Below are 13,060 nucleotides of genomic sequence, written 5' to 3'. Positions count from 1 at the left end.
TGCTAGAGGTATCCTAATTACTATTTGTCTTCTCTTTCAATATAACCCCCTATGGAGAGAATGTTGAAGCTATCCTCCAAGATAATAATGCGCTTACCACCATCTACAACGATATAATAGTATGACTTTCTCGCATCGTGGTAGATGTCATTAACACTCTTAGCATGATAACCATGTGACTTAAGAGACTTCTGTATTTTAGCAAACTCTTTTTGCACCTTATCATTATCTGCGCTGCCTGATTGATCCGCCAGATATTCTTTTAAAGGCTTAGCAATTAAGATATCTAAAGGCTTAACATTTAAGATATCTATATCATCAGAATCTGTAGTCATAACACCATTTTCAGAGATAGTCAATTCTCCTTCTGATTCATTTTCATCATCATATGTCTTCCATTTTCCAACAAAGGCTTTTGGAACCTCTGCCTTATGAAAAAGACATTTCTTTTTTAAATCTTTGGTACTTCTTGATCCGTAGTAGAGGTCTGATAAGAATAAATCTAGAACTAAGTTTGTCCCATCTTTCTGAATCAGATTATAGTATCCAAACCATTCCCATTTCGTCTTAACCAGTATTATCTCTTTGGTCTGTAATTGATATTTCTTGTCAAAATCAGCAATCGTTTTTAGTTTTGAATTACTGACATCTTCTAAACGTGCTTCAAACTCCTGTCTAACTTTATTACCAATAGAGATTTCTTTGATTTCTTCTTCCCTATAGCCTGCAACAAGTTTTGACTTCTTCCCACTTAAATCATAAACCAAACCAACATTATCATTAGTTACCCACAAACCTCCCAAGTTTGTTCCTTTGGAAGAAAACAAAAAGAGTCCAAGACTTGTTGCTACAACAAGAAATAAAGCAATCCCAAGACCAATAAAAGTCTTCTTGCCAAACTTTTTCTTCTTAACAAAGACCATTTGTTGTGAATAAGCTGGGTTGACCATTTGACCAGTCATTTGATTCGGTAAAGGTCTGACTCCTTCAGTCACAGACTTTCCACTGTTGGAAAAAGTAGCTTGTTTTCCTTCCATAACAAATTCACCATTTAGAAGGGCCTGCTGACACTCCTGAATAGTGGGCTTACGATTATTAATCGCTTCAAAATATTCAATCCATTCTTTTCTATTCATCATCTCTCCTAATATTTCTTAATAGAAAAATCTATCACTAGCTTGGAAGTGATAGATTTCCCAATTATTTAAGCACTTCTTGTGTCTTAGCGTAGTTGGCTTCGACAGCTTCTTTTTCAGCTTTCCACCAGTCTTGGTGATCTGTGTACCACTTGATTGTTTCTTCCAAACCTGATTCAAAGTTTGTGAATTGTGGTTCCCAACCCAATTCTTCACGCAATTTTGTTGAGTCAATAGCGTAACGCAAATCGTGACCAGCACGGTCTGTCACACGGTCGTAAGCGTCTTTTGGTTGACCCATTTTTTCAAGGATGAGCTCAAGCACTTCCTTGTTGTTCTTCTCACCATCAGCACCAATCAAGTAAGTTTCACCGATACGACCTTTAGTTAGGATAGCCCAAACACCAGTTGAGTGGTCGTTAGTGTGAATCCAGTCACGGACATTTTTACCTTCACCATAAAGTTTTGGTTTAATCCCTGACAAGATGTTGGTGATTTGACGTGGGATGAATTTTTCGATGTGTTGGTATGGTCCATAGTTGTTTGAGCAGTTTGAAATAGTTGCCTTAACACCAAATGAACGCACCCATGCTTTAACGATAAGGTCTGAAGCAGCCTTAGTTGATGAGTATGGTGATGATGGGTTGTATTTTGTTTCTGCTGTGAATTTTTCACCAGGACCTTCACCGTGTCCAGGAAGATCTTCACGCAATGGAAGATCACCATAAACTTCATCTGTTGACACGTGGTGGAAACGAATATCGTATTTACGAGCAGCTTCCAAGAGTGTGTAAGTACCAATGAAGTTTGTGTGGATAAATGGTGATGGGTCGTTCAATGAATTATCGTTGTGGCTTTCAGCCGCATAGTGAACGATAGCATCAGCCTTAGCAGCCAATTTATCAACCAATTCAGCATCAGCAATATCACCAACAACCAATTCAACACGGTCACCAAGGATTTCTTCAATGTTAGCACGGTTACCAGCGTAAGTGAGTTTGTCAAGGACAGTCACATGTACGTCTGGATGGTTGTTGTAGACATAGTGTACGAAGTTTGAACCGATGAAACCTGCGCCACCAGTTACGATGATGTTTTTGTATTCAGTCATTTTTTCTCCAAAAATTTTAGTTTTTTTATCGTTCCTTTCGCTAGTGAGGGACGCCAGCAACCCTTCGGTTTCATGGCTAAATCCGAAGCCGAAGTCTCCGGATTTCCCTACAAGATTCCCTACGGCAATCTTGTTATCACTAGGGCAGGAACGATACTACCAGGCTCCTTGCAGTCGCAAAAATACTGTGCAAGGTTTATTCTTACAAATCTTCTGCTCTTAGTGGTTTAACGTCTTTGAGCAATGGGTGATTTTTATCTGCTTCTGAGACTTCTGCTTCTTCCAAGTTTTCCCACTTAATATCAAGGCTTGGGTCAGCGTAGTTGACAAAGGCATATTTAGGTTTAAGTTCAAGTGCCCAGTAATCGTTTACGAGGTAGCTATATGACACTTTGTCAGACAAAACTTGGAAACCATTGGCAACACCACGAGGAACAAAGATTCCTTTTGAGGCATCAATAACAGTTTGGTAAGTATTCCCAAACGTTTCGCCTTCACGGAGGTCAACCCAAGTTCCAAGAACCTTTCCTTCATCTGCTACTGAGATGTATTTATCCCAAGGCTCAGCGTGCAAGCCACGCAAAACATTTTTACGTGAGAAAGAAACGTTATTTTGCAATTTTCCTTCTGCAAAGAATGACTCTGGAAAACCAAGTGGCAACATCTTTTCCTTTTGGAAGTTTTCCTTGAACCATCCACGGTTATCTCCATGAACAGGAATATCAAATTCAAGCAGACCTGGGATAGCATCAATCTTGCGGGCAGCTAGTTCTTTACCAAAAAATTGTTCAGTCATTATGCTTCTCCAATCAAACGGAGCAAATATTGTCCGTATTCGTTTTTCTTAAGTGGTTGTGCCAATTCAAGAACCTGTTCTTTAGTGATATAACCCATGCGATAGGCAATCTCTTCAAGGTTAGCTACTTGGACATTTTGCAAACGTTGAACTGTTTCGATGTACTGAGCAGCTTGCAAGAGACTTTCGTGAGTGCCTGTATCCAACCAAGCAAAGCCACGTCCCATAAGCTCAACAGAGAGATCTCCACGTTCTAAGTAAGCCTTGTTAACATCCGTGATTTCAAGTTCGCCACGAGGGCTTGGCTTGATGTTTTTGGCAATTTCCACAACATCATTGTCATAGAAATAAAGACCAGTTACAGCAAAGTTTGATTTTGGATGCTCAGGTTTTTCCTCAATTGAGATGGCATTCATATTGTCGTCAAACTCAACAACTCCAAAACGTTCTGGGTCCTTAACTTGATAACCAAAGACTGTAGCGCCTTTTTCCTTAGCTTCAGCACGTTGAAGCATGGCAGAAAGACCATTGCCATGGAAAATGTTGTCCCCGAGGACAAGGGCAACACTATCGTCACCAATGAAGTCTTCACCAATGATAAAGGCTTGAGCCAATCCATCTGGACTTGGTTGTACTGCGTAAGAAAGGGAAATACCGAACTCAGAACCATCACCAAGGAGCTCTTCAAAACGTGGAAGGTCCTGTGGTGTTGAGATGATGAGGATTTCCTTAATACCAGCCAACATAAGCGTTGATAGTGGGTAATAAATCATTGGTTTATCGTAAATCGGCATCAGTTGTTTTGATGCAGCACGAGTCAATGGATACAAACGCGTCCCTGAACCGCCTGCAAGAATAATACCTTTCATAAGAAGGCTCCTTTTTTCTCTAATATATTACCTATATTTTAGCATTTTTCAGCCCTCTTGTCACGGTAAACCCTATGTTCTTAAGCTTTCATTAAGAAAATCACAAGTGTCCATTTTCTTAATCCAATGAAAAAAGGATTTCGATTGAAACCCTTTTAGATTGAAGATAACCTCTTGTAGCACTTTCCTTAGAAAGCGTAATCATCATCTTCTTCAGTGCCTTTGTGCACTCATCCAGTCAAAGATACTGTTATAGGTTTGCCCATTGACACTAGCTCGAGAGCCACCGCCATAGGTTGGGTCAGTGGCTACCATACCACTATAACCATCCCAATTTTTCGTATTTTCAGGATGCTGAACGCCAATCACCTGGTCATGGAAGAAGTAAATCCAAGCCCAATGCCCATCATACTCTGTACCAGGAAGATCAGTCCCGGTAGCTGTTTCAAAGTATGAAAACCATTTGTTAGAAGCTCCAGAGGTAATCAAACTCTTGTATAGAGGCAAGACACTATTTTCTGGTTGAACTGTTGCGTCTGCTTTCGTGTGAATCAACCACATAGGCTGGTCCTTCAGTTTATCAATCCCAGATTGGTCAACAGTTAAGGGAGCAGCAATTGGAATGAGAGCTGCAAAATAATCTGGATAGGTTGCTCCCATGGTCAAGACCATACCACCACCATTGGAAACCCCTGCAAGATAAATTCGTCCCTTATCTACCTCTGGGTGATTAGCTAGGTATGTATCAATGGTCTCTTTGAGTTGTGCTGCATTATCCGACCCCCAAGGTGTCTGCGTTTGAACAGCTAGAACATTAACCCCACGCGCCTGATCACCAGTTGTTAAGAAATGGCCTTGAATATCAGACTGGGTAAGCGCATAGACGTCATTTGAAAGAAGGGGAATATTCATATCTGTCCCTCTTTCACCAATGCCGTGTAGCCAGACTATCAAAGGTTTGGTGCTATTTCCTGTACCGGTTTGGGCACTATAAGCCGCATACTGCATGTTACCTACCTGCCCTCGCTCATCGAAAACCTCCGTTGTTGGCATCAAACGATTATTGATGGCATCTTGCTCAGAAGACACCATTTGCGACTGACTACTACCTTCTGCCACTACTGACAAATCTTTCATCGATACCATATAACTTTCCAGCCATTGGTTAGTCCAAGTAGAAAGGTTAAAATACATAGGTTCAGCATTTCCACCCATGTTGTAGCGATTATAAGAAGGTAGGCTCAATTCAAGCGTCACGTACTTGCTGTTATCATAATAGACCACATGCCCCTGATCATCGGACACATAAGAGTTCGTTACCTGACGACTGACCCCTGCTGTTGTAACCTGAGTTGAGCTGTGGACAACCTCTGGCGTGACCTTCTGATTAAATTCAAAAATGACTTTGGTTACAGCCGGTCCAAACTCATAACTTTCTAGAACAATACTTGTCTTTGTTACAGCCAAGTCATCTGCTGCCCCTGCTTTGACAGACAGGCCTAAACTGATGGCTATCAAAGTAACAATGACTGTCACATAAACTTTAACTTTTTGGAACATAGTCCCTCCCCTTTTTTATTAGTATTCACCTACAATCGATGAACAGTTACTATTTTATCATTTTCTAATTAAATAAGAAATAGGTACAAAGAAACTCTAATAAAAAGAATCAGCTAGCATCCCTCAATAAGGAGAAATAGCTAACTGATTCATAAATTTCAATATATTGGAGGGCTTTAATACTATTAGTCTTTTTTCTTAACGTACTGAGCCACTGGATAGTCTGCACTGTCCAAACTACCAGGTCGGTTCATGGCCAAATCAACCAGATTTTTTCCAATCAGTGGCCCTGTTGTGAGCCCTGAAGATCCTAAACCAGAAGCAACAAAGACACTCTCAAGCTCTGGAACTTCTCCAAAGAAAGGAGAGAAATCACTCGTGTAGGCTCTAGTTCCCACACGTTCTGAGAAGGACTTAGCCGTACTTAAATCAGGGAAATAGGTCTTAGCCTCTTCCTCCAGACTTGCAAGTACAGTCTCATCAACTGTCAAATCAAAGCCTTGGTCATTTTCATGGCTGGCACCTACCGAAATCTTTCCACCAGCAAAAGGAATGACATCCAATTCGCCCTCTGGCATTAGAACAGGTAATCTACCAGTATCCACACCCTCAAAGAAATAGTCGCGCAATTGCCCCTTTTGGGGGCGGACGTCTACTTCGAAACCAAGGGGTTCGAGTGTTTGACCTAGCCAGGCACCACAAGCAAGAATGACCTTATCGAAAGTTTGCCCATTAATCTCGTAGGTGCCATTGTCAAGAGGAGATAGTGTGACTAGACCCTCTACCTTTTCAAAACCAGAGGCCGCAATCAAAGTAGCTGTTAATTCTGCCCCCTCCACTCTAGCTCCTCCAGAAGCATAAATATAACGGTCAAATCCAGTAAATTCAGGGAGGTCGGAAGCATTTTTTATAGAAAGTTCACCAATAATGGGTGATTCTTCTAGCCTAGTTTCTGCATGCTGATACAAACCGTCCAACTTACTATCATCTTTCTTGAGAAGGGCTACACCAGACTGATCATAGAAGCTCGTGTCATAACCATCATTTTCAAGATCTGAAACTAAATCTTGGTAAAAATCGGCTCCCAAACGGGCCATTCGATACCAGGCTTTATTACGACGCTTGGAAAACCAGGGGCTGATAATCCCTGCTGCCGCCTTGGTTGCTTGCCCAAGACCATGATCAAATACTGTAACCTCTACGTCTTTTTCTTTTGATAAGTAGTAGGCAGCCGTTGAACCGACGATACCTGCACCAACAATTGCAATTTTCATTTTTTACTCCATCTATTTTAAAAGAGCTGAGTCCTATATCAATAGGCACAGCTCTTTAGTATTTTTAACCTAAGGCCACATCCATGACCATCATGACGACAAAGCCAACCATGAGCCCCAAGGTTGCGACGTCAGTATTACCATTGGTTTGTGATTCAGGAATCAATTCCTCCGTTACCACAAAGATCATGGCACCAGCCGCAAAAGCCAAAGCATAAGGAATAATCACCATCATCCACAAGACTAGAGCAGCTCCCATAACAGCTCCTATAGGCTCCACGATAGCTGACATCGAGCCCCAATAAAAGGCCTTGATACGAGATTTTCCATCTGCTCGAATGGGAATCGAGAGGGCTGCACCTTCAGGGACATTCTGCAAACCAATACCGATAGCTAGGCCAATAGCTCCCATAAGACCAGCAAGTGTCATATTCCCACCAGCTAGGGCACCAAAGGTAACACCAACTGCTAATCCCTCTGGAAAATTATGAATCGTGATAGCCAAAAAGAGCAGGGCAGTCTTGGACAACTTTTTCTTACGAGGTTGAATCCCTTCTGCTTTTGAGATGTCATTTCCCAAATGCAAATGAGGAACGACGGCATCAATCAAACGAAGGGCAACACCACCAAGCAAGAAACCAGCTGCCGCAGGGAACCATGACCACTTCCCATAGCCATTTTGAGTCGCATAGGTTAAAGAGGGATCCAAAAGTGACCAAAAAGAGGCCGCAATCATGACACCAGCCGCAAAGCCCATCATGATATCTAATAATTTACGACTAATATTCTTAAAGAAGAAAACAATGGCCGAGCCGACAATGGTACAACCCCAAGTAAAAAGACCAGCAAGTAAGGCCAAAAAGACCACATTTTGATGTAAAAGCCAAGTCAAAGACACATCCTCCTACAAATGGTCAAAAGGATTAGTTGAGGACTGACTCTCAAGTATGGTCACATTCCAATCATGCTCACGTTTCCAAGCCTCAAGTTTTTCAGCAATCTTTGAGATAAAGAGGGCTTCAATATGGTGCCCAGGGTCAATAGCCAAGAGACCATTAGTAATCATTTCTTGCCCTGTATGGTAGTAAACATCACCAGTGATAAAGACTTGTGCGCCCTTTTTCAAAGCATCCTTGTAAAATCCTTGACCACTACCCCCACAAATAGCCACACGGCTAACTAGAGGATTGTCATGATTATAACGAACCAAGCGAACACTATCTAAGCCAAAAACAGACTTGACTTTAAGAGCAAGTTCTTCAATAGTCTGAGGCACGATATCACCTACTCGACCGATTCCATAATTTTCAGAAGTCTGCGTTAAATAAGTGGTGTCTTTAATATCAAGTAAGTCACAGAACCAATCATTAAGCCCATCATTAACGACATCAATATTAGTATGACTCACATAGACTGCAATATCATGCTTAACCAGGTCAAGTAAAATATCTCGGTCAGGCGAAGACACCAAATCCTTAACTGGACGAAAAATTGGAGCATGTTTAGCAATAATGAGGTCCACATTTTTTTCAATGGCTTCGGCTACCGTATTCTCACGAACATCCAAGGTGACCATAACCCTCTGAATCTCCATATCCAGACTGCCGATCTGCAAGCCAACCACATCACCTTCCATAGAAAGCTCCTGTGGACAAAATTCTTCATAAGTCTTAATAAGTTCACTAGCTAACATGGTCCAAAACCTCCTTAATGGTTTGAATTTTATCTTCAATAGCTGTACGATCAGCCTGATTGGTCAGTGGAATGGATCCTAAAGCAATCTCTAATTTATTGATTTCACGTTGCCATTTTAGCTGGAAAACCTGAGATTGGTCTTTCATGAGATGAGGACCAAAACGCACTTCCTTGTCCGAAAGGTTCATGTGTCCAGCTTCTGCCACCATGATTTCGTAGTATTTGCCATTTTCAGTCATGATAGACTCTGCAATAATCTCAAAACCATTTTCCATCAACCAGATACGGAGATCATCTTCACGATTATTTGGTTGTAAAATCAGACGGTCTACGCCCTTAAGTTTGTCCTTTCCAGCATCTAGGATATCAGCAATAAGACGTCCTCCCATACCACAAATCGTGATAGTGGTTACGTCATCAGCAGACTCAAAGGCAGCCAAGCCATTAGCCAAGCGCACCTCGATTTTATCTTGGAAACCAGAAGCTGAGACATTTGTAAGAGCAGACTCATAAGGGCCTTTTACCACTTCTCCAGCAATAGCTGAAGTAATCAGGCCTTTTTCAAGTAAATAAATCGGAAGATAGGCATGATCACTGCCTACATCCAAGAGTTTTGCGCCTTTGGGAACATAGGTTGCTACGTCCTTGAGGCGTTGAGATAATTGTACGTACATATTTCATCTTTCTATTTTTTAAGTCTCTTCAATTATATCAAAAAAGGAGGTTGGTAAGAAATGCTTTTAACACATTTCCTAACAACTTCCTTTTTGCTTATACTTTCTCGCCTGTAAAGACGAAGAATTTAGAAATAATATAGTTCAATACAATGATAAGGACCTGAGAGAAGAGGCTCTCGATACCGTTTACCCAAGCATGACTATGACCAACAAATTGACCAATAATTTCTGGATAGGTATCGACCAAGAAATAGGCCAGAGCCAAATCCAAGACCAAGGTCAATAGGCGAGCACCCACAAACTTAACAAAGCGCGTAACCATACCAGTCTTTTCCTGATTAAAGACAAACATGTCATTTGTAAAAAAGGCAAAGATAATGGCAATCGCACTGGCTAAGACCGCCGAGAGTGTCCCCTGATTGGTCAACTGAAAAATCAAAATACGACTGACCATATAGACCAAAGTTGCCAAGACACCAAAGAAAAGGTACTTGAAAACTTCGGTGGCCATGAAGGCTCTGAGCTTAGCTATCATACTTAGTCCAATCCAATTTCTGCACGAACAACATCGGCAATCGTATCAACGTAGTAATTCACTTCATCATCTGTTGGGGCTTCTGCCATAACACGAAGAAGAGGTTCAGTACCACTTGGACGAACCAAGATACGTCCATTTCCAGCCATCTCAGCTTCCATTTTTTCAATGATAGCTGCAATTGCAGGAACTTCCATAGCCTTATCTTTCATGCTATTTTCCACACGGATATTAACCAATTTTTGTGGATAGATGGTAACTTCTGAAGCCAATTCAGACAAGCTCTTACCTGTTTCAACCATGACTTTAGTCAATTGGATAGCTGTCAATTGACCATCACCAGTTGTGTTGTAATCCATGATAATAACGTGTCCAGACTGTTCACCACCAAGGTTGTAGCCGTTTTTACGCATTTCTTCGACAACATAACGGTCACCAACAGCAGTCACTGCCTTGTTAATGCCTTCACGGTCAAGTGCTTTGTGGAAACCAAGGTTTGACATAACTGTTGTTACAATAGTATTTTTAGCCAACTCGCCTTTTTGAGACAAATGTTTACCAATGATATACATCACCTTATCACCATCAACAATATCGCCATTTTCATCAACAGCGATGAGACGGTCACTGTCACCATCAAAGGCAAGACCAATAGCTGAGCCAGTTTCTTTAACCAAGGCTTGCAACTGCTCTGGGTGTGTCGAACCAACACCAGCATTGATGTTAAGGCCATCAGGTTGGTCACCAATAACAGAGATTTCTGCGTTCAAGTCAAGGAAAATGTTACGTGCAGATACCGCCGCCGCACCATTAGCCGCATCCAAGGCAACTTTCATACCACCAAGGTCAACACCTGTAGCTACCAAGAATTTTTCATATTTACGAAGACCCTCTGGATAATCCACAAGTGTTCCAAGTCCTTCAGCTGAAGGGCGTGGAAGTGTATCTTCTGCAGCATCGAGAAGGGCTTCAATTTCCGCTTCACGCGCATCATCCAATTTAAAGCCTTCACCACCAAAGAACTTGATACCATTATCAAGAGCTGGATTATGGCTGGCTGAAATCATAACACCGGCACTTGCATTTTCTGTGCGAACCAAATATGAGACGCCAGGTGTTGCAAGTACTCCAAGTTTGTAGACTTCAATACCCACTGAGAGCAAACCTGCTACTAAGGCAGATTCCAACATCTCACCAGAGATACGTGTATCACGTGCCACAAAAACTTTAGGACGGCCAGTCTCATGTTGGCTAAGCACATAACCACCAAAACGACCTAATTTAAAGGCCAATTCAGGCGTAAGTTCAACGTTTGCTTCTCCACGAACACCGTCTGTTCCAAAATATTTACCCATAATTTTATTATTAGTGCTTGAGCACTAAATCCTCCTTAAACTGTGATGCTGTTTAGCAAGAGTCAATCTAGTGAAATCTATCTAGATAATCTAACTTTATAAGATTTCACCAATATTTTCAACCCCTGATTTTAAACATTTTTAATTGGTTACATTTTTATGAGATTAGTCCCTCTCAATCCCATTCATTATACATGAATTTTGGGGAAAATGTAACTCCCCTATTTTTGCGTGACTTTTAAGTTAACCTTAACAGTTCCAGGCTGAACCGTAACACCTTCTGCCTTAAGGTCTATGGTTTTTGAAGTGTCCTTAGTCACTTGACTAATGTCGACTGGGACTGAGATGCTATCAATCTTATCCATAGCTTCTTGGCTACCAACGATAGTCACATGCCCACGATCAAAGCTATAGCTGATACTAGACACATTGCTAGCCTTATCTCCAGTCAGTTCAACCTTGACAGGGACAGATTTGCTTAATTTTCTCAAACTAATCTTTGCATGTACCTTAGCTGGTGAGATAGAGCTTGCTAGGACTGTACCATTTGTCGAAACTGCTTGAAGAACCAAGTTACCATCATAATCTTCAGACAGGTTGGAATCACCTTCCAATACTGCTTGAACATGGTCAATCTGATTAATGATATCTTCACTCGAGGTCACTTCTACCTTGGTGTTATCCAGGCTAACCTTTTTAACCTCATAGCCATTTGCCAACTTATCAGAAGTGATGTTAGCTACTACGTCAAAGGTCTTGCTGGCTTTTTTACCAATAGTTGCTGTCAAGGTTGATGGTGACACTTGCGCAGACATTCCGGCTGGAAGATCCTTAACCTGAATAGGTACTCGACTGGTTCCTTGGCCTAAATTTGACAAATCAGCAACTAATTTAAAGTGACGTGTATCACTACTTGTCTCAGTCGTTAACGCCAGTTGTGTTGTCGCTGTCAAATAGACTTCGGCATCATAGGAATAACCACTGATAAAGTACTTATCACTATCATATTTAATATCCACAGGGACCGACTCAACGGTTTGTGTAAAGGTATTAGATGCACTTGAACTATTGCTTTTATTTTGCGAGTTCCCCGACCAGGCTGTGAAAAAGAGTACCACAGCAAAGAAGAGTGCAACTAGTATCTGCCATAAACGATCGTTTTTAAAGAAATTTACCAAACGCTTCATTTTTTGCTACCTCCAATCCAACGTTGGAAGAATGACTGACGTGGTTCTTGTTCTTTCAACAAGATAAGACTCAACTCTTCTTCAAATTCTTGAATAGAAAGATCATGGATGAAATTTCCCTTGTAAGCAATGGAAATCGCACCAGTCTCCTCTGACACAACAAAGGTAAGCGCATCTGCTTGTTCTGAAAGACCAATGGCAGCCCTATGCCTAGTTCCAAATTCTTTGGAAATCTTATTAGATTCCGTCAATGGCAGATAAGAACAAGCCGTCGCAACCCTGTTATCTCTGATGATAACTGCCCCATCATGAAGCGGTGTATTTGGAATGAAAATATTAATTAAAAGTTCCCCAGTCACCACCGCATCAAGTGGAATTCCAGTCGCAATCTGCTCTTGTAAGGTCTGAGTCTGTTCAATAGAAACCAAAGCCCCAATCTTACGAGGACTCATGTACTTAACAGCTTTAACGTAGGCTTGAACCAACTTCTCATCTGAACTAACCTCTTTATTTTGCAAAAAATGCTGAGGCGTACGTCCAAAGGTTTCAAGAGCAGAACGAAGCTCTGGCGCAAAGATCACAACCGCCGCAATGGCTCCATAGTTGATGACCTGATTCATCAAATAAGAAATCGTCGTGAAGCCTATAAAATCAGAAATCAGTTTGACTAAAATAAATAAGACAACCCCTTGAACAAGGGTCATAATTTTTGTCCCTCGTAGGGCCCTAATAAAGCGATAAATTAAAAAAGCAACAATCAATATGTCCAAACTATTGACGATAACTTTAAGCGGACTATCAAAGAGTGACCGCCAAAAATCAATATCAATGGACGAAAGTATTCCCATACATATCACACTTTCTT

13 protein-coding genes are annotated in these 13,060 nt (G+C 41.3%); all 13 read right to left on the bottom strand.

What is annotated here, in order from left to right:
- Nucleotides 1-20: 20 nt before the first annotated feature.
- The gene (locus tag ACT170_RS02170; RefSeq protein ID WP_410532877.1) at nucleotides 21-1,136 is read right to left on the bottom strand and encodes a hypothetical protein; all 1,116 of its coding nucleotides are present in this window, start codon (nucleotides 1,134-1,136) and stop codon (nucleotides 21-23) included.
- A 64-nt stretch (nucleotides 1,137-1,200) separates the two neighbouring features.
- Entirely contained in the window at nucleotides 1,201-2,247 is a 1,047-nt protein-coding gene (rfbB, locus tag ACT170_RS02165) for a dTDP-glucose 4,6-dehydratase (RefSeq protein WP_002884100.1), read from the bottom strand.
- A gap of 202 nt (nucleotides 2,248-2,449) precedes the next feature.
- Nucleotides 2,450-3,043, bottom strand: coding sequence for a dTDP-4-dehydrorhamnose 3,5-epimerase family protein (locus ACT170_RS02160; RefSeq protein WP_014633275.1), 594 nt, complete (start codon nucleotides 3,041-3,043; stop codon nucleotides 2,450-2,452).
- Entirely contained in the window at nucleotides 3,043-3,912 is an 870-nt protein-coding gene (gene rfbA, locus ACT170_RS02155; protein WP_002883992.1) for a glucose-1-phosphate thymidylyltransferase RfbA, read from the bottom strand. Before rfbA ends, ACT170_RS02160 begins: the two co-directional genes overlap by 1 nt.
- 213 nt (nucleotides 3,913-4,125) lie before the next feature.
- The gene (locus ACT170_RS02150; RefSeq protein WP_371481881.1) at nucleotides 4,126-5,472 is read right to left on the bottom strand and encodes an acyl-CoA thioester hydrolase/BAAT C-terminal domain-containing protein; all 1,347 of its coding nucleotides are present in this window, start codon (nucleotides 5,470-5,472) and stop codon (nucleotides 4,126-4,128) included.
- Between the two features lie 185 nt (nucleotides 5,473-5,657).
- Complete coding sequence (locus tag ACT170_RS02145) at nucleotides 5,658-6,746, bottom strand: NAD(P)/FAD-dependent oxidoreductase (RefSeq protein ID WP_444817979.1); 1,089 nt, start codon at nucleotides 6,744-6,746, stop codon at nucleotides 5,658-5,660.
- Between the two features lie 64 nt (nucleotides 6,747-6,810).
- Nucleotides 6,811-7,638, bottom strand: a complete 828-nt coding sequence (locus ACT170_RS02140) for a ZIP family metal transporter (protein ID WP_270317378.1) — start codon at nucleotides 7,636-7,638, stop codon at nucleotides 6,811-6,813.
- 12 nt (nucleotides 7,639-7,650) lie between these two features.
- A complete protein-coding gene (locus ACT170_RS02135) occupies nucleotides 7,651-8,439 on the bottom strand; it encodes a Nif3-like dinuclear metal center hexameric protein (RefSeq protein ID WP_444817978.1) in 789 nt (262 codons plus the stop codon).
- Nucleotides 8,429-9,115, bottom strand: coding sequence for a tRNA (adenine(22)-N(1))-methyltransferase (locus ACT170_RS02130; protein ID WP_444817977.1), 687 nt, complete (start codon nucleotides 9,113-9,115; stop codon nucleotides 8,429-8,431). The genes ACT170_RS02135 and ACT170_RS02130 overlap by 11 nt, the downstream gene beginning before the upstream one ends.
- 97 nt (nucleotides 9,116-9,212) lie before the next feature.
- A complete protein-coding gene (locus tag ACT170_RS02125) occupies nucleotides 9,213-9,653 on the bottom strand; it encodes a GtrA family protein (protein ID WP_014633281.1) in 441 nt (146 codons plus the stop codon).
- 2 nt (nucleotides 9,654-9,655) lie between these two features.
- Complete coding sequence (gene glmM, locus ACT170_RS02120) at nucleotides 9,656-11,008, bottom strand: phosphoglucosamine mutase (RefSeq protein ID WP_410532873.1); 1,353 nt, start codon at nucleotides 11,006-11,008, stop codon at nucleotides 9,656-9,658.
- A 221-nt stretch (nucleotides 11,009-11,229) separates the two neighbouring features.
- Nucleotides 11,230-12,195, bottom strand: coding sequence for a CdaR family protein (locus ACT170_RS02115; RefSeq protein ID WP_444817976.1), 966 nt, complete (start codon nucleotides 12,193-12,195; stop codon nucleotides 11,230-11,232).
- Nucleotides 12,192-13,043 carry a diadenylate cyclase CdaA gene (cdaA, locus tag ACT170_RS02110; protein WP_022495799.1) on the bottom strand — a complete coding sequence of 284 codons (852 nt, stop codon included), beginning with the start codon at nucleotides 13,041-13,043 and terminating at the stop codon, nucleotides 12,192-12,194. The genes ACT170_RS02115 and cdaA overlap by 4 nt, the downstream gene beginning before the upstream one ends.
- Nucleotides 13,044-13,060: the final 17 nt, after the last annotated feature.

This window comes from Streptococcus sp. cx1 (assembly GCF_052384325.1).
Taxonomy (GTDB): Bacteria; Bacillota; Bacilli; order Lactobacillales; family Streptococcaceae; genus Streptococcus; species Streptococcus salivarius_G.
This window is presented reverse-complemented; position numbering and strand designations above follow the sequence as displayed.

Coding starts and splice junctions, on each gene's coding strand:
- ACT170_RS02170 (WP_410532877.1), bottom strand. CDS start 1,136: ATGAATAGAAAAGAATGGATTGAATATTTTGAAGCGATTAATAATCGT.
- rfbB (WP_002884100.1), bottom strand. CDS start 2,247: ATGACTGAATACAAAAACATCATCGTAACTGGTGGCGCAGGTTTCATC.
- ACT170_RS02160 (WP_014633275.1), bottom strand. CDS start 3,043: ATGACTGAACAATTTTTTGGTAAAGAACTAGCTGCCCGCAAGATTGAT.
- rfbA (WP_002883992.1), bottom strand. CDS start 3,912: ATGAAAGGTATTATTCTTGCAGGCGGTTCAGGGACGCGTTTGTATCCA.
- ACT170_RS02150 (WP_371481881.1), bottom strand. CDS start 5,472: ATGTTCCAAAAAGTTAAAGTTTATGTGACAGTCATTGTTACTTTGATA.
- ACT170_RS02145 (WP_444817979.1), bottom strand. CDS start 6,746: ATGAAAATTGCAATTGTTGGTGCAGGTATCGTCGGTTCAACGGCTGCC.
- ACT170_RS02135 (WP_444817978.1), bottom strand. CDS start 8,439: ATGTTAGCTAGTGAACTTATTAAGACTTATGAAGAATTTTGTCCACAG.
- ACT170_RS02130 (WP_444817977.1), bottom strand. CDS start 9,115: ATGTACGTACAATTATCTCAACGCCTCAAGGACGTAGCAACCTATGTT.
- ACT170_RS02125 (WP_014633281.1), bottom strand. CDS start 9,653: ATGATAGCTAAGCTCAGAGCCTTCATGGCCACCGAAGTTTTCAAGTAC.
- glmM (WP_410532873.1), bottom strand. CDS start 11,008: ATGGGTAAATATTTTGGAACAGACGGTGTTCGTGGAGAAGCAAACGTT.
- ACT170_RS02115 (WP_444817976.1), bottom strand. CDS start 12,195: ATGAAGCGTTTGGTAAATTTCTTTAAAAACGATCGTTTATGGCAGATA.
- cdaA (WP_022495799.1), bottom strand. CDS start 13,043: ATGGGAATACTTTCGTCCATTGATATTGATTTTTGGCGGTCACTCTTT.